This is a genomic window from Halomonas sp. SH5A2, from assembly GCF_014263395.1.
Lineage (GTDB): Bacteria > Pseudomonadota > Gammaproteobacteria > Pseudomonadales > Halomonadaceae > Vreelandella.
Map to the genome: position 1 here is coordinate 1,714,451 of NZ_CP058321.1, position 20,228 is coordinate 1,734,678.

Annotated in this window: 19 protein-coding genes and 1 tRNA gene; 7 read left to right on the top strand and 13 right to left on the bottom strand. The window is 56.5% G+C overall.

Going from position 1 to position 20,228, the window contains the following annotated elements; all coding sequences use genetic code 11:
• Positions 1–27 precede the first annotated feature (27 nt).
• Together HXW73_RS07935 and HXW73_RS07940 are read left to right on the top strand one after the other, a co-directional pair.
• Positions 28–1,374 (top strand): Na+/H+ antiporter family protein, encoded by a 1,347-nt coding sequence (locus HXW73_RS07935; RefSeq protein ID WP_186255682.1) that lies wholly within the window; start codon positions 28–30, stop codon positions 1,372–1,374.
• 119 nt (positions 1,375–1,493) lie between these two features.
• A complete protein-coding gene (locus HXW73_RS07940) occupies positions 1,494–2,180 on the top strand; it encodes a type 1 glutamine amidotransferase domain-containing protein (protein ID WP_186255683.1) in 687 nt (228 codons plus the stop codon).
• A gap of 110 nt (positions 2,181–2,290) precedes the next feature.
• Here the strand turns inward: HXW73_RS07940 and HXW73_RS07945 are convergent, their stop codons facing one another.
• From HXW73_RS07945 to HXW73_RS07960, 4 genes are all read right to left on the bottom strand, one after another.
• Positions 2,291–3,025: an RNA methyltransferase gene (locus HXW73_RS07945; RefSeq protein ID WP_186255684.1), complete on the bottom strand. Its 735-nt coding sequence runs from the start codon at positions 3,023–3,025 to the stop codon at positions 2,291–2,293.
• A gap of 126 nt (positions 3,026–3,151) precedes the next feature.
• Positions 3,152–4,795: a chaperonin GroEL gene (gene groL / locus HXW73_RS07950; RefSeq protein ID WP_186255685.1), complete on the bottom strand. Its 1,644-nt coding sequence runs from the start codon at positions 4,793–4,795 to the stop codon at positions 3,152–3,154.
• A gap of 57 nt (positions 4,796–4,852) precedes the next feature.
• Entirely contained in the window at positions 4,853–5,146 is a 294-nt protein-coding gene (locus HXW73_RS07955) for a co-chaperone GroES (protein ID WP_066320359.1), read from the bottom strand.
• A 224-nt stretch (positions 5,147–5,370) separates the two neighbouring features.
• On the bottom strand, positions 5,371–5,877 hold the full coding sequence (locus HXW73_RS07960) for an FxsA family protein (RefSeq protein ID WP_186255686.1): 507 nt from the start codon (positions 5,875–5,877) through the stop codon (positions 5,371–5,373).
• 181 nt (positions 5,878–6,058) lie between these two features.
• Here HXW73_RS07960 and HXW73_RS07965 point away from each other — a divergent pair, with 181 nt between their 5' ends.
• Positions 6,059–6,820 carry an SDR family oxidoreductase gene (locus HXW73_RS07965; protein ID WP_186255687.1) on the top strand — a complete coding sequence of 254 codons (762 nt, stop codon included), beginning with the start codon at positions 6,059–6,061 and terminating at the stop codon, positions 6,818–6,820.
• A gap of 47 nt (positions 6,821–6,867) precedes the next feature.
• Here HXW73_RS07965 and HXW73_RS07970 read toward each other — a convergent pair whose 3' ends face one another.
• Together HXW73_RS07970 and HXW73_RS07975 are read right to left on the bottom strand one after the other, a co-directional pair.
• Positions 6,868–7,515, bottom strand: a complete 648-nt coding sequence (locus HXW73_RS07970; RefSeq protein WP_186255688.1) for a hypothetical protein — start codon at positions 7,513–7,515, stop codon at positions 6,868–6,870.
• Between the two features lie 230 nt (positions 7,516–7,745).
• Positions 7,746–7,830, bottom strand: a tRNA-Leu gene (locus HXW73_RS07975).
• A gap of 76 nt (positions 7,831–7,906) precedes the next feature.
• On the opposite strand from HXW73_RS07975, the gene HXW73_RS07980 reads away from it, so the two are divergent.
• From HXW73_RS07980 to HXW73_RS07995, 4 genes are all read left to right on the top strand, one after another.
• On the top strand, positions 7,907–8,620 hold the full coding sequence (locus tag HXW73_RS07980) for a ComF family protein (RefSeq protein WP_186255689.1): 714 nt from the start codon (positions 7,907–7,909) through the stop codon (positions 8,618–8,620).
• 55 nt (positions 8,621–8,675) lie between these two features.
• Positions 8,676–9,650, top strand: coding sequence for a serine/threonine protein kinase (locus tag HXW73_RS07985; protein ID WP_186255690.1), 975 nt, complete (start codon positions 8,676–8,678; stop codon positions 9,648–9,650).
• A gap of 250 nt (positions 9,651–9,900) precedes the next feature.
• Positions 9,901–10,452 carry a GTP cyclohydrolase I FolE gene (gene folE / locus HXW73_RS07990; protein ID WP_186255691.1) on the top strand — a complete coding sequence of 184 codons (552 nt, stop codon included), beginning with the start codon at positions 9,901–9,903 and terminating at the stop codon, positions 10,450–10,452.
• Between the two features lie 108 nt (positions 10,453–10,560).
• Positions 10,561–12,018 carry an NAD-dependent succinate-semialdehyde dehydrogenase gene (locus HXW73_RS07995; protein WP_186255692.1) on the top strand — a complete coding sequence of 486 codons (1,458 nt, stop codon included), beginning with the start codon at positions 10,561–10,563 and terminating at the stop codon, positions 12,016–12,018.
• A gap of 87 nt (positions 12,019–12,105) precedes the next feature.
• Here the strand turns inward: HXW73_RS07995 and purH are convergent, their stop codons facing one another.
• From purH to dsbD, 7 genes are all read right to left on the bottom strand, one after another.
• The gene (gene purH, locus HXW73_RS08000; protein ID WP_186255693.1) at positions 12,106–13,686 is read right to left on the bottom strand and encodes a bifunctional phosphoribosylaminoimidazolecarboxamide formyltransferase/IMP cyclohydrolase; all 1,581 of its coding nucleotides are present in this window, start codon (positions 13,684–13,686) and stop codon (positions 12,106–12,108) included.
• A gap of 50 nt (positions 13,687–13,736) precedes the next feature.
• On the bottom strand, positions 13,737–14,078 hold the full coding sequence (fis, locus tag HXW73_RS08005; protein WP_186255694.1) for a DNA-binding transcriptional regulator Fis: 342 nt from the start codon (positions 14,076–14,078) through the stop codon (positions 13,737–13,739).
• Complete coding sequence (gene dusB / locus HXW73_RS08010) at positions 14,075–15,115, bottom strand: tRNA dihydrouridine synthase DusB (protein ID WP_186255959.1); 1,041 nt, start codon at positions 15,113–15,115, stop codon at positions 14,075–14,077. The genes fis and dusB overlap by 4 nt, the downstream gene beginning before the upstream one ends.
• 110 nt (positions 15,116–15,225) lie before the next feature.
• Positions 15,226–16,137 carry a 50S ribosomal protein L11 methyltransferase gene (gene prmA / locus HXW73_RS08015; RefSeq protein WP_186255695.1) on the bottom strand — a complete coding sequence of 304 codons (912 nt, stop codon included), beginning with the start codon at positions 16,135–16,137 and terminating at the stop codon, positions 15,226–15,228.
• Between the two features lie 71 nt (positions 16,138–16,208).
• Positions 16,209–17,549 carry an acetyl-CoA carboxylase biotin carboxylase subunit gene (gene accC, locus HXW73_RS08020; RefSeq protein WP_186255696.1) on the bottom strand — a complete coding sequence of 447 codons (1,341 nt, stop codon included), beginning with the start codon at positions 17,547–17,549 and terminating at the stop codon, positions 16,209–16,211.
• 30 nt (positions 17,550–17,579) lie between these two features.
• Positions 17,580–18,053, bottom strand: coding sequence for an acetyl-CoA carboxylase biotin carboxyl carrier protein (accB, locus tag HXW73_RS08025; protein ID WP_186255697.1), 474 nt, complete (start codon positions 18,051–18,053; stop codon positions 17,580–17,582).
• 258 nt (positions 18,054–18,311) lie between these two features.
• Positions 18,312–20,186, bottom strand: coding sequence for a protein-disulfide reductase DsbD (gene dsbD, locus HXW73_RS08030; protein WP_186255698.1), 1,875 nt, complete (start codon positions 20,184–20,186; stop codon positions 18,312–18,314).
• Between the last annotated feature and the right edge of the window lie 42 nt (positions 20,187–20,228).

Here is a 20,228-nt window from a genome sequence, read left to right on the forward strand (position 1 = left end):
CTTCACTGCCTTACTCTGGGAAGATTGATGAACGCCGTTATTATTGCCGTACTTGTGATGGTCGCGCTCTCGCTCGCGCGGGTGTCGGTTGTGTTTGCGCTTATCGTGGGCGCATTGATTGGAGGCCTGGTGGGCGGGCTCTCGCTGGATCAGACGCTCGACGCTTTTAATGATGGCGTGGGGGGAGGTGCCCAGGTGGCGCTGGCATATGCAACGCTGGGTGCGTTTGCCGTCGCGATTTCACGCTCGGGGTTGCCGGACATGCTGGCCAATGTATTGATCAGGATGTTGGGTAAAGAAACCCATGCGGCCAACCAGAATCGCGTGAAGTGGGTGCTGTTAGCGGCGGTCGTGCTGGTCGCGATTTTGTCTCAGAATGCGATCCCCGTGCACATCGCGTTTATTCCGGTGTTGATACCGCCCTTGTTGGTCGTCATGAACCGCTTGCAGTTGGACCGTCGGGCGGTGGCTTGTGCCCTGACATTCGGCTTGACGGCTCCCTATATGCTGCTGCCCGTGGGTTTTGGCGCTATCTTCCTCAACGATATTTTACTGGACAACCTGACGAGTGCGGGGGAACCGCTAGGCCTGGAAATCACCCGCGAGATGCTTCCCATGGCCATGGCCATACCGGTCGGCGGTATGCTGCTTGGCCTGATCGTGGCGCTGGCCTTCAGCTATCGCGGTCGTCGTGATTATGCGGCCAAGCCGTTAGCGAATACGTCGGCAGGGCATTCGGCCACGCCTAGCCAGCCACATACGCTTGGCCTTGTGATGTCCGGGGTTGCCATTGTCGCCGCGCTGGGGCTTCAGCTTTATAGTGGCTCGATGATCCTGGGCGGTCTGGTGGGGATCGGGCTGCTCTCGCTGGGCGGCATCTTTAAATGGCGCGAAGCCGATGACTTGTTTACCAGCGGCATGCGCATGATGGCGCTGATTGGCTTTATCATGATTTCAGCGGCCGGTTTTGCGGAAGTCATGAAAACCACTGGCGATATCGACACACTTGTCGCGGGCGCGGTCGACCTGTTTGGTGATAATCGCGGGCTCGCGGCGTTGGTAATGCTGTTGGTCGGTCTATTTATCACCTTGGGAATCGGCTCGTCGTTTTCGACGATTCCCATTATTGCGGCTATTTTTGTGCCATTGGCGGTTCAGTTTGGCTTCTCACCCATGGCCACTGTGGTGCTAGTGGGTACCGCCGCTGCCTTGGGGGATGCGGGTTCTCCAGCGTCCGATTCGACACTCGGCCCTACCGCCGGCCTCAATGTGGACGGCCAGCACGACCATATGTGGGACAGCGTGGTGCCAACCTTTCTGCACTATAACATCCCGCTGATCGGTTTTGGCTGGCTGGCGGCGATGACGCTTTAACCAACCGGGGCTCGACGTCTAACAAGGACAGCCGGGTTCGGCTTGCAACTCAGTGGGTACGCCCCCACCTAGAAGAGTGTTAAGCGGAGTTTTGAACGCATCACGCTAGGAGAATTTAGATGAGCAAGCGAATTTTGGTAGTACTGACGTCGCATGATCAGTTGGGAGACACGGGTGAGAAAACCGGTTTCTGGCTGGAAGAACTCGCCGCGCCTTATTATGTGTTTAAGGACGCGGGCGCCGACGTCACCCTGGCATCGCCTAAAGGCGGGCAGCCACCGCTGGATCCGAAAAGCGACACAGAAGACGGCCAAACCGATGAAACGCGGCGTTTCAAGCAGGATGAAAAGGCCAATGCTGCACTTGCCGCCACGCATCGCTTGAGCGATATGCAAGCAGATGACTTTGATGCCGTATTTTATCCGGGCGGCCACGGCCCGCTGTGGGATTTGGTCGATGATAAAGACTCTATCAGGCTGATCGAAACCTTTATTGCTCAGGGTAAGCCGGTGGCTTCGGTTTGCCATGCGCCTATCGTACTGGTTAACGCCAAAGACACCAACGGCGAGCCCCTGGTGAAAGGCCGCAAAGTGACAGGCTTTACCAACGGAGAAGAAGACGCCGTCGGGCTGACTGCGATTGTGCCGCACTTGGTAGAAGATGCGCTTCAGCAGTGTGGCGGTATTTACAGCAAGGCGGACGATTTCGCCTCCTATGTGCGTGAAGACGGCCAGCTGATTACCGGCCAGAATCCGCCTTCTTCAGCGGCGACCGGTGAAGCGCTGATGGCTTGGCTGGCGCGTTAATCGGCGTTACGCCCACTATCAGCTAGCGGCAAAGACGAACGGCGAGCAAAAGCTCGCCGTTTTTGTGGGTATCTATAACGTGTCTGGCACGGTGGCCTGTGTGGCTCGAATTATCGATCAGGCAGGTGCGATTCGAAGGCGCTGAGCAAGCCACGCAGCAGCGAAAGCTCTTTGCGACTCGGCTGGGCACGCGTAAATAGTGCCTGCAGCTGTTCCTCGGTACGCGCGTGGGGCTGGGTGATAAAGCCGCTTTGCTGCATCAGTCGCCCCAAGTGTTCCTGAAAGTAAATGACTTGCTCGCGGCTGGGCGGCGTGGTTTCAGTCGCTTGCTGATAAACATAGTGGCTGTCGTCACGCCTACGCCATGCGCGGTGCACCTCGTAGGCAAGTATCTGCACGGCTTGGGAGAGGTTTAAGATGCCATAGTCGGGATTGGCGGGAATGCTGACCTGATGGGTGCAGCAGCGAATCTCGTCGTTGGTCAATCCAGACCGCTCACGGCCAAACACGAGTGCCACTGGGCCATGCTGCGCGTTCTGGATCACCGCTTGGGCCATGTCATCGGGTTCTTCAAAATGCGGCAAGGGGAGGCTGCGCAGCCGAGCACTGGCCCCGATTACCTGGACACAGTCGCTCACTGCCTCGTCTAGCTGATTGACGACCTGGGCGCTGTCGAGCACATCGGCGGCACCCGCCGCAAGGCGCGTGGCCTCATCGTCGGGAAATTGACGCGGATTGACCAGAACCAGGTTCGTCAAGCCCATGGTTTTCATGGCGCGTGCGGTGGCACCAATGTTGCCTGGATGAAAGGTTTGCACCAGCACAATGCGGATATTGGAAAGCACGGTGATAAAACAACCTGAATAGAAGTATAAGAAGGCGCGATTTTAACACGCTTTAACGACAAGAACCCCGCACAAGGCGGGGTTCTTGATGACGGCTGGCCGTCAGAGCGAAAGGCTCGGGGGCAATTACATCATGCCGCCCATACCACCCATTCCGCCCATGCCACCCATGTCCGGGGCAGCTTCTTTCTCGTCCGGATCGTCAGAGATCATGCACTCGGTGGTGATCATCAGGCCGGCAACGGAGCCCGCAGACTGGAGCGCGGAACGCGTTACCTTGGCCGGATCGAGGACGCCCATTTCAAACAGGTCGCCGAACTCACCGGTTTGTGCGTTATAGCCGAAGTTGCCTTCAGCATCTTTCACACGGTTGATGACCACCGCCGGTTCTTCGCCAGCGTTGCTGACGATTTGACGCAGCGGCGACTGCAGAGCACGTAGTGCCATGTTGATGCCGTGGTTCTGATCTTCGTTCTCGCCAGTGAGGCCCTGTACCTTGGCCATGACGCGGACAAGCGCAGTACCACCGCCAGGCACGACGCCTTCTTCAACCGCAGCGCGAGTTGAATGCAGCGCATCTTCAACGCGTGCTTTCTTCTCTTTCATTTCCACTTCGGTGGCCGCACCGACGCGGATAACGGCAACGCCGCCTGCCAATTTGGCAACGCGCTCTTGCAGCTTCTCTTTGTCGTAGTCAGAAGACGTGTCTTCGATCTGGGTGCGAATCTGGCCAACGCGAGCTTCGATATCGGCTTCAACACCAGCGCCATCGATGATGGTGGTGTTTTCCTTGGTCATCGTCATGCGCTTGGCGGTACCCAGGTGATCCAGGTTCGCCTGCTCAAGAGTCAGACCGACTTCTTCAGAAATCACGGTGCCATTGGTCAGAATCGCGATGTCCTGAAGCATCGCCTTGCGACGATCGCCAAAGCCAGGTGCCTTGGTAGCCGCTACTTTAACAATGCCGCGCATGTTGTTGACGACCAGTGTGGCCAGCGCTTCGCCTTCGATGTCTTCAGCAACGATGGCAAGCGGCTTGCCTTGCTTGGCAACGGCTTCGAGTACCGGCAGCAGCTCGCGGATGTTGGAGATCTTTTTATCCACTAGCAGGATGTAAGGATCTTCCAACTCAACGGACATGGTGTCTTGGTTGGTCACGAAGTAGGGCGACAGGTAGCCACGGTCGAACTGCATGCCTTCGACGACTTCCAACTCGTCTTCGAAGCCACGACCTTCATCAACGGTGATGACGCCTTCTTTACCGACTTTTTCCATCGCTTCGGCGATGATCTCACCGATGCGCTTGTCGCCGTTGGCGGAGATGGTGCCGACTTGAGCAATGGACTTGGTGTCGGTGCAGGGAACTGACATGGCGCGGATTTCTTTGACCGCTGCCGTGACGGCTTGATCAATGCCGCGCTTGAGGTCCATCGGGTTCATGCCGGCGGTCACGCCTTTCAGACCTTCAGCGATGATGGCCTGGGCCAGAACCGTGGCGGTCGTGGTACCGTCGCCCGCGACGTCAGAGGTTTGGGAAGCGACTTCCTTGACCATCTGAGCGCCCATGTTCTCGAACTTGTCTTTCAGCTCGATTTCCTTGGCCACCGATACGCCGTCTTTAGTGACGGTAGGTGCGCCAAAGGATTTTTCGATAACAACGTTGCGCCCTTTCGGACCCAGTGTGACTTTCACCGCATTGGCGAGAACGTCAACACCGCGCGCCATACGCTTGCGAGCATCATCGGAAAACTTGACTTGTTTAGCTGCCATGTTCGTTACTTCCTAATAAAATTCAAGAAATGGGAAAGTAAGGGGTCGAGGCGGTGATTAGCCTTCGACTACTGCCAGAATATCGGCTTCGCTCATGATCAAGACTTCTTCGCCGTCGATTTTCTGTTTCTCAACGCCGAAGCCGTCTTTGAATATCACGTTATCGCCAACTTTCACGTCCAAGGGGCGAACATCGCCGCTTTCTAGAATGCGGCCGTTACCGACGGCGATAACTTCACCACGGGTAGGCTTTTCTTGCGCATTGCCCGGAAGCACGATGCCGCCAGCGGTTTTCTGCTCTTCTTCAACGCGACGAACGACGACGCGATCGTGCAAAGGACGGATATTCATGCTTACGTTCTCCTGAGTATCGTCTAGGCCCCAAGCGGGGCGGTTAATGTTGATAACTTTCGCGGGCAAAGCCCGCAAAAAATGAAGACAAGCTGTCTTCGCTGTAGATGGCAACCACTTTGTAGTGAAGCAGTTACCGAACCTGTGCGCTGTTTGAAAAGTGGGGGCTTCGGGTCGCCTTTCAAGGGGGCGCTAATAAAAAAATCTCAAACGCTGGCTATTGGCTAGCCACGGTGTCTCGGCTCGTCCCGACTAATGAAATCACCTTCGATTGGCCCTTGTGGCTGGTCGGCTGACGAAGTGCTTTCGCCTTGGCGATAGCGAGGCGCGTCCTGCTGATAAGACCACGATGTGTCATGACCGGTTGTGCGCTGGGCGGCGGCCTTCAGCCCCAGTGCGGTAAGTAGTTTAAGCAGCTGGCGACGGGCATTCGGTACAAGGCAGGCAAGGCCGAGGGCGTCTGAGAGAAAACCAGGTGCCATCAACAGGGCGCCGCCAAATATCAGGGCGGCACCGGTAAACAGCTCGTTGGAGGGGATTTCGCCTGCCTGCATGCGCTGGCGAGCACGGGCAAATGTTGCCACGCCTTCCTTGCGTATGAGATGAAGCCCTACGACCCCGGTGCCAATCACCAGCAGTAGGGTGACTAACAAACCGATTTGGCTGCCAATCGAGAACAGGATGACAAAATCAAGCAGTGTGAAAAGGGAAACAAACACCAAAATGGGCATAACCAACTCCGTAATAAACGTCCAGATAGATATGGAGACAGTCTGATTGAAAAACAAGCTGGACTAAATAGCGGAGCAACGTCGCATTGCGCTTTTTGGGGATTGCCGGGTGATGGTTTGCGTGTCAGTTTGAATGACGAGATGTATCAACGTGATTAAAACGGATGGAAAGGAGCGTTAAATGAAGCTGGATGGTCGGGTAATTGCGATAACTGGAGGCGCACAAGGTCTGGGCTATGCCGTGGCCCAGCAACTGGGTCAGCAAGGAGCGCGACTAGCGTTGCTGGATATTAGTGGTGAAGCCCTGGATAGCGCTGTCTCAACATTGGCCCGGCAGGGGATCGAGGCCCAGGGAGTTGTCGTTGACGTTGCCGATGAAGCATCGGTCGTGCAGGCATTTGCTGATATTGCCGAGAAGCAGGGGCCGATCAGCGGGTGTGTCAATAATGCGGGTATTACCGACGATGCTTTGATGGTGAAAGCCAAAGAGGGACAGGTGGAAACGCGCATGTCCCTGGCGGCGTGGCAGCGCGTTATCGATATCAACCTGACGGGCGTGTTTTTGTGTGGCCGAGAAGCGGCGACGCAAATGATCGAGGCCCAGCAAGAAGGTGTGATCGTCAATATTTCCAGTATCTCTAAAGCGGGCAATCCCGGGCAGAGCAATTATGCGGCTGCCAAGGCGGGCGTTCATGCATTGACCGTCACCTGGGCAAGCGAGCTTGCGCGGTATGGCATTCGCACGGGTACGGTAGCGCCCGGTTTTATCAATACTGACATGACGGCCTCAATGCGCCCGGATATGTTGGAGCGCATTGCGTCGAAGGTGCCGCTCAAACGCCTGGGAGAACCGGAGAATATTGCGCAAAGCGTGGCTTTTATACTCGAGAACGATTATTTCTCTGGTCGCATCATCGAGTGCGACGGCGGGCTGCGGCTATAGCCATGTTTCAGGGTGCCCTGTGGGTCGTGCGCATTGCCACGGCCGGGCTAGCGTTTCGTTTCCAGGTTGTCGATCTCCTCTGCCCAGCGTTTTACTTTAAGCCGCTGAAGGCGGCCGTTGAGGCGTTTGGTATCCACACTAACGGGTATCAATGCAGGCCGCGAGGACGATGGGGTGTTGGGGTCGTTCAAGTAAAATGAGCGTGAAGCCCCGATGGGCCGATCTTCCGAGCCATAGATCGCAATCACACGTAGCTCTAACTTTAGGCCTGTTTGATCAAAAGTATCGTTATCTAATTGCCATGAGGCGCGTATTTGCTCGGCAATGTCAGTAAAGCGCTGCATGTGCAGGTAATCGCCAGAGGCTAGCGGGCCCTGGTGGCTTCTGATGGATTTCTCTTGTTGTTTATCTTCTTTCTCTTCTTCCTGATACTCCGCCACGTCGACCATATAGCTTTGTTCTTGCGTATGGAGTATTGCCACGACATGTTGGATATAGATGGATTCACTACTCATGTTGCTTATCAAACACATTGCATGCTGGCCGGTGCCGAGGCCTCGGTTGATAATCACACGAGGACGACGCTGGCGTACGTAGCCGTTATATAAAAGCTGCGCGTAAAATAACCAAACGAGAAGCGTCAAGATGCTCGTGACGGCGGAAATTGCCTGAGCGTTATCGTTTAGCCATTCCATGGATGCATTCCTTAGCCTGATTTGTGATTAAGCGTCTGGCAGATAAAACAAAAGCTAGCTCAATACGCAGGAGATGCCAGTCAGCTAATAAGTGACATATATATAATTAGTTAAAATGCATATAATAGATGCAAGAAAATGGTTTGTTTCAAAGGGGGCAGGCAGAGATTTGAGTAAGTCAGAACGCTAGGAAGCAGGGTGCCAGGAGGGGGTAACACTTAACACTGAATTGGTGCGGATGGGGAGACTTGAACTCCCACGCCTTACGGCACTAGAACCTAAATCTAGCGTGTCTACCAATTCCACCACATCCGCAGAACGAGGCGTATACTATCAATCTTTTGTATAAAGTCAATGACAAAGTGTTCAATCCGCCAGCCGAGGAGCGCTAATGCTATTGAAGCGCTGGGTAGCCGCCGGTAGTGGCCTGGTAAAACGGGCGTTGCCGGGATATTGCGCATTTTGCCTGGCGACGCTTGAAGGGGAAGCAAGCTGGTGCTCAGCCTGTTACGAACAGTTGCCTTGGAATTGGCCTGCCTGTCCGTGCTGTGGTGATCAGCTAACGAGCGATCACCAAGCCTTGTGTGGGCATTGCGTTAGTAAACGGCCTGCCTTTGAGGCTGCCCATGTGGCGTTACGCTATGCGTTGCCCATCAATACACTGGTGCACGATTTCAAGTTCAACGCCCGACCTCGGGCAGGCATGTTGCTGTGTGAGTTAATGCAAGACAGCCTGCCGTCGCCACCCTTTGATGCGATACTGCCTGTGCCGATGACGCCAGAGCGCGCTCGCGACCGCGGGTTCAATCAGGCGCGTTGGTTGGCTTTCGAGCTCGCCCAACGAAATGGCTTGCCCATGCTCGAAGCCCGACGGCTCAAGCCGGGACCGTCGCAGCGCCGCTTGAACAGGCAGGCGCGTTTTGCCAATCTGGCGGGCGCTTTCGTGATTGATACACCGCCACCTAGGTATGTCGCGATTGTCGATGACGTTGTCACCACGGGGGCTACGGCCCATGCGCTAGCTCTGGCTTTGCGCCGGGCAGGGGCGCAGCGTGTTGATGTATGGGCGGCAGCGCGCACACCACTGGTGGTTGATGATGCCTGACGGCACTATGCCATCGTCGATTATACGCTTTTACTGATTGATCCCTGGAGACACCATGACGCATGCTTTTCACCAGCTTTCTCCTGGCCTTGTGATGTCAGCGGTGGAGTCGTTGGATATATGGCCAACGTCGGAACCGTTTGCGCTCAACAGCTATGAGAACCGCGTGATGATGTTCCGAGATGAACAAAGTGCTCAGTGGATCATCAAGTTTTATCGTCCAGAACGCTGGCAAGACGCCACTATCCAGGAAGAGCACGATTTTCTTGTCGAGCTTAGCCAGGCCGGGGTGCCGGTGGCCACCGTTTGGCGTGATAGCCAGGGGCAAAGCCTGCATCGCTATGAAGGGTATCGTTTTGCGTTATTCTACCACTGCCCTGGTCAGGCCCCTGAGCTTGACAACGATGCTCATCTTTTTGCGCTGGGTGAGCTGATGGGGCGGCTGCACGAGGTCTCCAGCAAGGGCACGTTTACCCATCGTCCACGCCTTGAGTTATTGGAGGGGGTGAGAGATGCCCAGCAACGGGTGTTCGATAGCCAGCGGTTGGATCGTCATCAGCGCCGAGGTTACGAAAGTGTCATTACCCGCATGCTGGAAGCGCTTCGACCTCATCAATGGGGCGAGGACGCAACGATACGCTGCCACGGTGATTGCCATTTGGGCAATATTCTGGGGCGTGATGAGCAGTTTTCACTGGTCGATTTTGACGATTGCTTGATGGCACCGGCGATTCAGGATATCTGGATGCTGCTATCGGCCAATGAGCCCGTCGAGTGGCGCCGCCAGATGAGCGAGATTGTCGAAGGGTACGAAGAAACGCGACCCTTTCCCCATCAGCAGATAGGGCTGATTGAACCGCTGCGTGCCTACCGGCTGATACGGCACAGCGCATGGTTGGTCTCTCGCTGGCAAGACCCAGCCTTCCAGTTGGCGTTTCCTTGGGTCGCTGATAAAGGGTATTGGGATCAGCATATCCGGCAACTTGAGCAACAGTTACTGGTGCTCAAAAAGCCGCAGTGGCTGGCATAGTGTCTTTCTATCATCCACATAGGCGCATAGCTCATTAAGCCAAGCTGCCACACAGGGTCGAGGTGCGCTAAGATGCATCGTTTTATTGCGTTATGTTAATATTTTATTGTACGTAACTTATTTAGAGTATATTTTCTGTACATGGTTGTGTCTGGATTGCGTCCAATCATTGCCATGGCGGCCAACGGCCGACTCCTTCTAGCGCGATGGTGCCTACCCATCGTGCACGACACTTTCGACGAGGCTTACCATGACGGATGATATCGCCCAGTATTACCAACAGATTATCAGTGCACTCGGGGAAAACCCTGAGCGTGAAGGGCTGAGAGATACGCCTCTTCGCGCAGCGAAGGCGATGCAGTTCCTGACGCATGGTTATCATCAGTCGCTGGAGGAAATCGTCAACGGTGCGGTATTCGAGTCGCAGACCGACGAAATGGTACTGATCAAGGATATCGAACTGTATTCAATGTGCGAGCATCACTTGTTGCCCTTTATTGGAAAGTGCCACATCGCTTACCTGCCGAACGGTAAAGTATTGGGACTCTCCAAATTTGCTCGTATTGTCGATATGTATGCCCGGCGCATGCAGATTCAGGAAAACCTGACCCGTGAAATTGCTGAGGCAGTGCAGGAAGTAACTCAAGCGCGTGGCGTGGCCGTGGTGATTGAGGCGCGACATCTTTGCATGATGATGCGCGGCGTCGAGAAACAAAATTCGAGTATGACCTCGTCCGTTATGCTGGGCGATTTCCGCGCCAATCAGGCAACGCGGCAGGAGTTCTTGACGCTGGTCAATTAACCCAGCGCGACGCGATACTGTATTACGGTTGGTCTGTTACCCTGTTTCGTCATAGCATGAAGAAGTTATTTTGCTGATGAGTCCCTTATCTGGGGGCAGGAGTCTGTCATGGAAGCGCTTAAAGAGACACAGCTGTACTGTCCGTTTGCCTATATCGATGGAAGTTGGGTAGCGGCCGACAGCGGTGACCAGATCAACGTCCTTAACCCGGCCACTGGCGAGATAGTGGGCGATATGCCAAGGCTGGGTAAAGCGGAAACCGAACGGGCCATTGAAGCGGCCGATGCAGCGCTTCCCGCATGGCGCTCGCTGACTGCTCAGGAGCGGGCAGATTTGCTATTGAAGTGGCATGACCTGATGCTCGAGCACCAGCAAGACCTCGCCATGCTGATGACCCACGAGCAGGGCAAGCCACTTAAAGAGGCGGCGGGCGAAATTGCCTACGCAGCGAGTTTTCTACGCTGGTTCGCTGAAGAGGCTCGCCGCGTTTACGGCGAAACCATTCCGGCAGCCAAAGCCAATCAGCGTATCGTGGTGACCAAGCAGCCTGTTGGCGTTGTCGGCGCCATCACTCCCTGGAATTTCCCGGCGGCGATGATTACCCGTAAGGCGGGGGCTGCCTTGGCGGCTGGCTGTACCATCGTTGTCAAACCAGCAAGCCAAACGCCGTTTTCGGCCACGGCGCTGGCCATGCTGGCGGAGCGTGCCGGTATCCCCCGAGGCGTTTTCAATGTGGTGCCGGGTAGCGCTGCTGACATCGCCGAAGCGCTTACCCAGTCATCCAAAGTTCGCAAGATTACCTTTACGGGTTCAACCGAAGTTGGCCGCAAGCTGATGGCGCAGGCCGCCGAGCATGTGCAGAAAATATCGCTCGAGCTAGGCGGCAACGCCCCCTTTATCGTCTTTGAAGATGCCGACCTGGATGCGGCGGTGGACGGCGCCATGGCCGCTAAGTTTCGTAACGCAGGGCAGACGTGTGTCTGCACTAACCGCTTTTTGGTCCACTCCAGCGTCATCAATGCGTTTTGCGAAAAACTCGCTGTGGCGATGAACAGCGAGCTGAATGTGGGCGATGGCACCCAGGACAATATCAATATTGGGCCGTTAATTGACCAGGATGGCGTCAAGAAGGTCAGTGAGCACGTCCAGGATGCGGTCGACCACGGGGCCGAACTGTTATTGGGAGGGTACCCCCATCCCTTGGGTGGTAACTTCTTCAGCCCTACTTTGATCAGCTTTGCCACGCATGAAATGAAAGTGGCCCACGAAGAGACCTTTGGTCCGCTGGCGGCGGTCTTTCCCTTTGATGACGAAGAGACGGCCATTGAAATGGCTAACGACACCCAGTATGGGCTGGCGTCGTACTTCTATTCACGCGATTTGTCGCGGGTCTGGCGGGTAGCTGAAGCACTCGAATACGGCATGGTAGGCATTAATACCGGCCTGATTTCCAATGCTGCGGCGCCGTTCGGTGGCGTAAAAGCGTCCGGCCTGGGACGCGAAGGTGGGCACCAGGGCCTGGAAGAGTATCTGGAAACCAAGTACCTGTGTATTGACCTCAGCTAAAGCCGCTTTTTAATCTATCCTGCACTGAAAAAGCCCTCATTGATAAGACGTCAATGAGGGCTTTTTGATGACGGTGGCTAGCCTGGTTTAGTGGCGGAAATGACGCATGCCGGTAAACACCATGGCGATGCCGGCTTCATTGGCTGCATCGATCACTTCCTGGTCGCGCATTGAGCCGCCCGGTTGAATGACGGCGGTGATACCCGCGGCGGCGGCGGCATCAATGCCGTCACGAAACGGGAAAAAAGCGTCCGATGCCATCACGGAGCCCGGCACTGAGAGGCCTTCGTCGGTCGCCTTGATGCCCGCAATCTTGGCGGAATAGACACGGCTCATTTGTCCCGCGCCAACGCCTATTGTCTGTCCATTGTTGGCGTAGACGATGGCATTGGATTTGACGAACTTGGCGACCCGCCAGGCAAACGAAAGGTCACGCAGTTCCTGTTCGGACGGAGCGCGCTCGCTGACCACCGTCAGGGCATCACGCGGTACCATTCCCTGATCACGCTCTTGAACCAGCAGACCACCGTTAACACGCTTGAAGTCGAAGGCAGGCTTGGTTTCGCTGGGCCAATGTGCGCTGACATCCAGCAGCCGGACATTCTGTTTGGCGGCCACAATCGATGCGGCGTCTGCGCTGACGCCTGGTGCGATGATGACCTCTACGAACTGGCGGTCGATGATTGCCCGAGCCGTATCCGCATCGAGCGCCACATTGAAGGCGATAATGCCGCCAAACGCACTGGTGGGATCGGTCGCAAAGGCTTTATCGTAGGCTTCAAGGGCGGTGGCGCCAATCGCAACGCCGCATGGGTTGGCGTGCTTGACGATCACGCAGGTGGTATCTTCAAAGGCTTTGACGCACTCAAAAGCGGCATCGGTATCGGCGACGTTGTTATACGAAAGCGGCTTGCCTTGCAGCATTTTGGCTGTCGCCACACCGGGTTCGTTGGCTTCTTCCTCTACGTAAAAAGCAGCCTGCTGGTGCGGGTTTTCACCGTAGCGCATGGCCTGTTTCTTGTGCAGCTGCAGATTGAACGTACGTGGAAACTCAGCGTCGGCTTCCTCGACCTGTCGCCCCAGGTAATTGGCGATGGCAGCGTCGTAGCCCGCCGTGTGTTCAAAGGCTTTAACCGCGAGGTCGAAACGGGTAGCTTCGCTGACATGACCATCCTGAGCGGTGAGCTCGCCCAGCACCCGGGCATAGTCGTCGGCGTTGACGACAATCGTCGTGTGCGCATGGTTCTTAGCGCAGGCGCGGACCATGGTTGGGCCGCCAATGTCGATATTTTCGATGGCTTCTTGCCGCGTACAGTCGGGCTTGGCGACGGTGGCAGCAAAAGGGTAGAGATTCACCACGACCATATCAATCGGGGTAATGTCGTTCTCCGCCATGACTGCGTCATCCTGACCGCGGCGGGCGAGAATGCCGCCATGGATTTTGGGGTGCAGTGTCTTGACGCGGCCATCCATGATCTCGGGGAAACCGGTGTGTTCGCTAACTTCCTTAACCGGAATCTGGTGTTCCTGTAGCAGGCGGAATGTGCCGCCCGTGGAGAGAAGCTCCACGCCGTGCTCGGACAAGCCGCGGGCAAATTCAACGATGCCGGTTTTATCGGAAACGCTCAAAAGGGCGCGGCGTACAGGGGTCGCAGTGCTATCAGCCATGAGGGTGCTCGTGAGAGTAGAGAATGAAAAAAACAATGACGCCCTCAGGGTTATGGGGCGTCACCTTCAATAAGTCCATAAAGCTTGAGTTTCTTGCGCAGCGTGCCACGGTTGAGGCCCAGTACATCCGCCGCGCGGGTCTGGTTGCCCTCGGTGTGCTCAAGCACGCAGGCGAGCAATGGCGCCTCTACTTCGGCCATCACCATGGCGTACAGGTCGCTCGCCTGACTGCCATCGAGATGCTCGAAGTAGCGACGCATCGCGGCTTCCACAGCTTCACGAAGAGGCTGTGGCGGCATACTGGCCTCGGAGTCTGCCAGCGTGCCGTTGAGGCGTGTATGGCTGTCTGACGCGCTGTCGCTGGAAACAAGGTCAAGATCGCGTTCGGTCATGCTGCATAGCTTCCTTTGGCTAGCAGACGCTTGATGGCATCGGGGGCCATGGCGTCATTGATCCAATTGACTTGTGTCTCGGTAGTGGTCAATCCGTTGAATTGTTGCTTTAAATCACGCCGCTGAGCTGGAGTGAAACGGGCATCTTCTCCCAGGTACCAGCCAAGGTGCTTACGCGCAATGCGCACTCCCATGGTGTCGCCATAAAAGCCATGAAGGGCACTTAAATGGTCAATGAGCACGCCACGACGCTCTTTCAGGCTGGGCTGAGCGCGGTGCTCACCATGTTCCAGAAAGTATTGAATCTGATCAAAAATCCAGGGATTTCCCTGAGCGGCCCGGCCTACCATAACGGCGTCTGCGTGTGTGTAGCGCAGTACCTCGGCCGCTTTTTCCGGGCTGGTGATGTCCCCATTGGCAATCACCGGAATGCCCAATCGTGACTTGATATCGGCAATGGTGTCGTACTCTGCCCATCCAGTATAGCGCTGCTCGCGATGTCGGCCATGAACCGCCAGCGATTGAATGCCGGCTTCCTCGGCAAGACGCGCGATACGGACGCCGTTATTGGAGTCAGCGCACCACCCGGTACGAATTTTAAGGGTGACAGGAATATCCACGGCGTTGACGACGGCGTCAAGAATCTCGCCAACCAGCTTTTCATCGCGGAGCAAAGCTGAGCCTGCTGCCTTATTGCAGACTTTTTTGGCCGGACAGCCCATATTGATATCGATTACCTGTGCGCCAAGATCGGCATTGAGTCGGGCTGCCTGGGCGAGCATCTCAGCGTCACCTCCGGCAATTTGCACAACCCTTGGGTCGGGCTCGCCGCGATGGTCCATGCGCAACTTTGATTTGCGTGTATGCCACAGATTCGGGTCGGCAGTGACCATTTCACCCACTACCCAGCCTGCTCCCAGTCGCCGACACAACTGACGGAAAGGGCGATCGGTCACGCCCGCCATGGGCGCTAATATGACCCGGTTCGGCAGGGCGTATGGGCCGATCTTGAGCGGTGGCAATGTCGATAGGGTCATGGCAATTGGCGCTTCGATGGTGCGGTTAACGGCCATCAGACCGCCCGAGGTGGCGTATGATACGCTTACTCGACGGCGGGGTGAAGGCGGCCTGAGTGGTAATCGACGGATTAGGCGATGCGTTGTCCGGTAAGGCGTACCCAGCCTTCCCGAATGACAGGCGCATCCATGCTAAGCCCTTGTTGTTGATAGGCCTGTGTGACGTCATCGGCCTGGTTGGCCAAAATACCCGACAGAGCAATGCGACCGCCAGGTGCCACGTGGCCTGCAATCGTTGATGCCAGTTCGATGAGTGGCCCCGCCAGAATGTTGGCGGTGACAATCGGGTATTGGCTACTAGCCAGTTGCTCGGGATACCAGAGTGCCAGGGCCGTTTCGTCGATACGGTTTCGCTCGGCGTTTTCGCGACTGGCTTGCAATGCCTGAGGGTCAATATCGGTACCATCGGCATGAGCCGCGCCAAGCTTTAAGGCGGCAATGGCGAGAATGCCCGAGCCACAGCCAATGTCCAGTACAGACTGGTCGGCGAGCTGGCCTTTGACTGCCAGGCTATCGAGCCATTCAAGGCACAGTGCAGTAGTTGGGTGGGTGCCCGTGCCAAACGCCAGGCCCGGGTCGAGTACCAGGTTGACGGCGTCGGCTTCGGGCGGTTCGTGCCAGCTCGGCACAATCCAGAGCCTTTCACCCATGCGCAGTGGCGTAAAGTCTTCCATCCACTCGCGTTCCCAATCGCGATCCGCGAGGAGTTCGTAGTCGATGGCCGGGCAGGGTTCATCCGGTACCTGTTCCGACCAGGCGGCCTCGATGCGCGCAAGCATGGCGTCAATGCCCTCGAGGTCATCGTATAGCCCGGTGACGACGGTGTCCTGCCATAGAGGCGTTGTGCCGCGTTCAGGCTCGAATACCGGGTCATCGTGGGCGTCTTGAAGCCCAATCGCCGTCGCGCCTTCTTCAAGGAGCAATTCTTCCAGCAGTTCTGCCTGCTCGGGCGGGACGTGCGCTTTGAGTTGAAGCCAGGGCATTCCGGGTCTCCGCAGCAGCAAAAAAAGCGGGATGACGATGGTCATCCCGTGATGATCGATCGCAGCGTTTGTTAGCTGCTGAGTTTCTTTTCGAGATAGTGGATATTGACACCACCCTGGCGGAAGTAACTGTCGCGCACCAAGTCTTTTTGCAGATCAATGTTGGTTTTGATGCCTTCAACCAATAGTTCATCCAGCGCGTTGCGCATGCGGGTGAGGGCAATTTCCCGGTCCTCTCCCCAGGTGATCAGCTTGCCGATCAGCGAGTCGTAATGGGGCGGGACGGTATAGCCGGTATACAGGTGGGAGTCCATCCGCACGCCAAGGCCGCCTGGCGCGTGGTAAAGACTGACCTTGCCGGGTGACGGCATGAAGGTGCGCGAGTCCTCGGCGTTGATACGGCATTCGAAGGCGTGGCCGTTAATAGCGACGTCTTCCTGGCGGATCGACATTGGCATGCCCGAGGCAATGCGCAGCTGTTCCTTGACGATATCGACACCGGTTATCATCTCGGTAACCGGGTGTTCGACCTGGACGCGGGTATTCATCTCGATGAAGAAATAGTTGCCGTCCTCGTACAGGAATTCGAAGGTACCCGCGCCACGGTAATTGATCGTGAGGCACGCTTGGCGGCACGCTTCAAGGACTTGGGCACGCGCGTCAGGGTCGATGCCAGGAGCCGGCGCTTCCTCGAGGACTTTCTGATGGCGGCGCTGCAGCGAGCAATCCCGGTCAAACAGGTGAATGGCATTGCCCTGTCCGTCGGCGAGTACCTGGACTTCCACGTGGCGAGGGTTTTCGAGAAACTTCTCCATGTAGACGGTGCCATCGCCAAACGAGGAGTGGGCCTCGGTGCGGGTGACGGTAATCGCGGAAAGCAGGTGCCCCTCGGCGTGCACAACGCGCATGCCGCGCCCACCACCACCGGCGGCTGCCTTGATGATAACCGGGTAGCCGATGCGCCGGGCGGTCGCGAGATTAGTTTCATCATCGTCGCCAAGCGGGCCGTCCGAACCCGGAACCGTGGGTACGCCAGCCGCTTTCATTGACTCAATAGCGCTGACTTTATCGCCCATCAGGCGAATGGTTTCAGCGCGGGGGCCGATAAACGTAAAGCCTGAGCGTTCTACCTGTTCGGCAAAGTTGGCGTTTTCGGATAAAAAGCCATAGCCGGGATGAATGGCGCTGGAATCGGTCACTTCCGCTGCGCTGATCAATGCCGGAATATTGAGATAGGACTGAGCAGAGGAGGCCGGACCGATACATACCGCCTCGTCGGCTAGGCGTACGTGCATGAGCTCGCGGTCCGCCTTTGAATGAACCGCCACGGTTTTAATGCCTAGCTCTTTACAGGCCCGGAGGATACGTAGGGCAATCTCGCCGCGGTTGGCGATAAGTACCTTGTCGAGCATGGGAGAGTCCACCCGTATTGAAATGAAGGATTAAGCGATGACGATCATTGGCTGATCGAATTCCACCGGCTCACCGTCTTCTACCAGAATGGCTTCCACCACGCCGTCACGGTCTGCTTCAATTTGGTTCATCATCTTCATGGCTTCCACGATGCACACGGTATCGCCTTCCTTGACCGTATCGCCAACTTCCACAAAGGATTTGGCGCCGGGGGCGGGGCTGCGATAGAAGGTGCCGACCATCGGTGAGTTGATGGCTTCGCCGCGATAGCTGATGCCGGGCGCGGGGTCTTCTTCAGCCGTCGGGGCGTTGTTGGCAGCGGGCGCGGCAGGTGCCTGTTGAGGGGCATGTTGAGCGTACTGGGGCATGGACTGCGGGTGCCACGTCGCGCCATTGGGATGTCGACTGATGCGAACCGACTCTTCGCCTTCCTGGATTTCAATTTCGCTAATATTGGATTCTTCAAGCAGTTCAATCAGTTTTTTGACTTTACGGATATCCATTACCTAGCCCCATCACTATCGTTAAGAGTGGTGTTTATCGCGCGGTAAATAGCGCAGTAAACCAAATTATAAAATGTAGAGAACGCCGCATGATAACGAACGTTACCCTTTTTTACTGCTTATAAAAGCAGAAGTTCAATCAATATGGTGGCGAAGTGTGCCGAAAAACGTTATCGATGTCCAGCTATCACCTGCTCGACACATAGCGCTATTTTTAAACGACCGTTTGACGACATTCGCGACAGGACGCCTCAATATCTAACTTTTGCCAGCCTGGCGACTTTCTTCCCAGCGCGCCAATTCGCGCAGGTGTTGGGTAAAGTCGGCGGCGTTGATATCGCCCTGGATGCGCGCTTCACGGACCTCCTGACCGTTCTGGAAAAAGAGCAGGCTGGGTGGGCCGAATAGCTGGTAACGGTTCAGCAGTTCACGACTTTGCTCATTGGTATCGGTTACATCGACGGCAATGCGCTCAAAGCCTGAAAGTTGCTCGATGACAGCGGGATCAGTATAGACGTCGCGTTCCAACTGGCGACATGAGATGCACCAGTCAGCCGTAAAATGAACGAAGACGGGTTTACCCCTCGCCTCTGCGGCGTTGATGGCGCTGTTGAGTGCCGGCAAGCTGTCCAAACGCTGAAACGTCAGTGGTGCTGAAGCGTCGCTGTTATTGGCCGATTGTATGTTTAGCGGGCGCAACGGATTATGCGAGCCTAAGGCCGCGCCGAGGGTAAGGGCGATGCCCCAGGTCAAAAGGATAAGGCCCAACGTTTGGCGCGCTTTAGCCCATCCTGATGGTGTATTGGTTTGCAAGGCGCCCAATGTCAGGGCCGTACCAATGGCAAGCGCCGCCCAGAGCAGCAGGGCAATTGACGGTGCTACCAGACGTTCCACCATCCAGATGGCCACCCCGAACAGCAACAGACCAAACGCGATTTTGACGCCGTTAAGCCATGCGCCGGAACGTGGCAACAGAGTGGCGCCGAAGGTCCCCACCAGCAACAGCGGCACGCCCATCCCCATGCCCAGCGCAAACAGCATGGCACCCCCCGTCAGGCCGTCGCCGGTGGTTGAAATGATCACCAGTGCCCCGGCCAAGGGCGCCGTTACACAGGGAGACACCACCAGTACCGAGAGTGCACCTGCCAGTGCCAAGCCTGCCGGGCCACTACGTTGTGCTCGCGCTTGCCAGGCATCGACGCGTTGCGTAAGGCGTGGTGAAAGACGTAAATCAAAGGCGCCGAGCATTGCCAGGCCAAACACGCTGAACAGAATGGCAAAGGTGATCAGTACCGGAGCAGACTGCAGCTGTGCCTGGAGATTAAGGCCGGCCCCGAATAGCCCCATCAGCACGCCCGCGCCGGCATAGGTAATGGCCATACCCAGCACATAGCTGGCCGACAGCATGAAGGCGCGAGGGCGCGAGGGCTGTTGACCGATGATGATTGAAGACAGGATGGGCACCATCGGCAAGACGCAGGGGGTGAATGTCAGCCCGATGCCCGCCAGGAAGAAAAGCCCCAGCGCCAGCGGCAGGCTGGCGTCGGTCATCAGTTGGCTGAAGCGACTGCCCTCGCTTTGCGGCGCGCCAAGGGTTGCGGTGTTGTCGTCCAATGCGGCGGGCGAGTCAGCAGACGGCTCGTCAGTGTCCGCTCCGGGCTCCCAATCGGCGTATGCACTCGGCGGCTGGCTTTCGGTGGCCTGCAGCGCGACGGTTTCCGGCGGGTAACAAAGCCCAGCATCGGCGCAGCCCTGGAAGGTAAAGTCGATATCCAGCGGACCCGAAAAGTCACTTTCCAACGGCACTTCCATGACCACCTTGTCGCGGAAAGTGTATACGTCACCCATGAATTCATCATTGGTGAAGGTGCCCTCGGGCAGTTCGGGCTCACCCAGGCGAGCCTTGTTCGTCAGGCTCTTCACGGCAAACTGGTGCCGATAGAGGTAATAGCCTTCAGCGGCTTCGACGCCCACGAAGAGCGTGTCACCGTCATGCCAGGCGGTGGGTTGGAAGGCTTCCAGGACGGGTAGAAAGTCGTCGTTCGGATCGCTTGAAGAGAACCACTGCGCCTGGGCCAATAGCGGTAGCGTGCCGAGCAGAAGTAACAGCCCTAAACGTCGAATCGTATGCAAAATATATCCTTGGTCGATAACGTCATATCAGGCAGCTAGCAT

Coding starts and splice junctions, on each gene's coding strand:
- HXW73_RS07935 (WP_186255682.1), top strand. CDS start 28: ATGAACGCCGTTATTATTGCCGTACTTGTGATGGTCGCGCTCTCGCTC.
- HXW73_RS07940 (WP_186255683.1), top strand. CDS start 1,494: ATGAGCAAGCGAATTTTGGTAGTACTGACGTCGCATGATCAGTTGGGA.
- groL (WP_186255685.1), bottom strand. CDS start 4,795: ATGGCAGCTAAACAAGTCAAGTTTTCCGATGATGCTCGCAAGCGTATG.
- HXW73_RS07955 (WP_066320359.1), bottom strand. CDS start 5,146: ATGAATATCCGTCCTTTGCACGATCGCGTCGTCGTTCGTCGCGTTGAA.
- HXW73_RS07960 (WP_186255686.1), bottom strand. CDS start 5,877: ATGCCCATTTTGGTGTTTGTTTCCCTTTTCACACTGCTTGATTTTGTC.
- HXW73_RS07965 (WP_186255687.1), top strand. CDS start 6,059: ATGAAGCTGGATGGTCGGGTAATTGCGATAACTGGAGGCGCACAAGGT.
- HXW73_RS07970 (WP_186255688.1), bottom strand. CDS start 7,515: ATGGAATGGCTAAACGATAACGCTCAGGCAATTTCCGCCGTCACGAGC.
- HXW73_RS07980 (WP_186255689.1), top strand. CDS start 7,907: ATGCTATTGAAGCGCTGGGTAGCCGCCGGTAGTGGCCTGGTAAAACGG.
- HXW73_RS07985 (WP_186255690.1), top strand. CDS start 8,676: ATGACGCATGCTTTTCACCAGCTTTCTCCTGGCCTTGTGATGTCAGCG.
- folE (WP_186255691.1), top strand. CDS start 9,901: ATGACGGATGATATCGCCCAGTATTACCAACAGATTATCAGTGCACTC.
- HXW73_RS07995 (WP_186255692.1), top strand. CDS start 10,561: ATGGAAGCGCTTAAAGAGACACAGCTGTACTGTCCGTTTGCCTATATC.
- purH (WP_186255693.1), bottom strand. CDS start 13,686: ATGGCTGATAGCACTGCGACCCCTGTACGCCGCGCCCTTTTGAGCGTT.
- fis (WP_186255694.1), bottom strand. CDS start 14,078: ATGACCGAACGCGATCTTGACCTTGTTTCCAGCGACAGCGCGTCAGAC.
- dusB (WP_186255959.1), bottom strand. CDS start 15,115: ATGACCCTATCGACATTGCCACCGCTCAAGATCGGCCCATACGCCCTG.
- prmA (WP_186255695.1), bottom strand. CDS start 16,137: ATGCCCTGGCTTCAACTCAAAGCGCACGTCCCGCCCGAGCAGGCAGAA.
- accC (WP_186255696.1), bottom strand. CDS start 17,549: ATGCTCGACAAGGTACTTATCGCCAACCGCGGCGAGATTGCCCTACGT.
- accB (WP_186255697.1), bottom strand. CDS start 18,053: ATGGATATCCGTAAAGTCAAAAAACTGATTGAACTGCTTGAAGAATCC.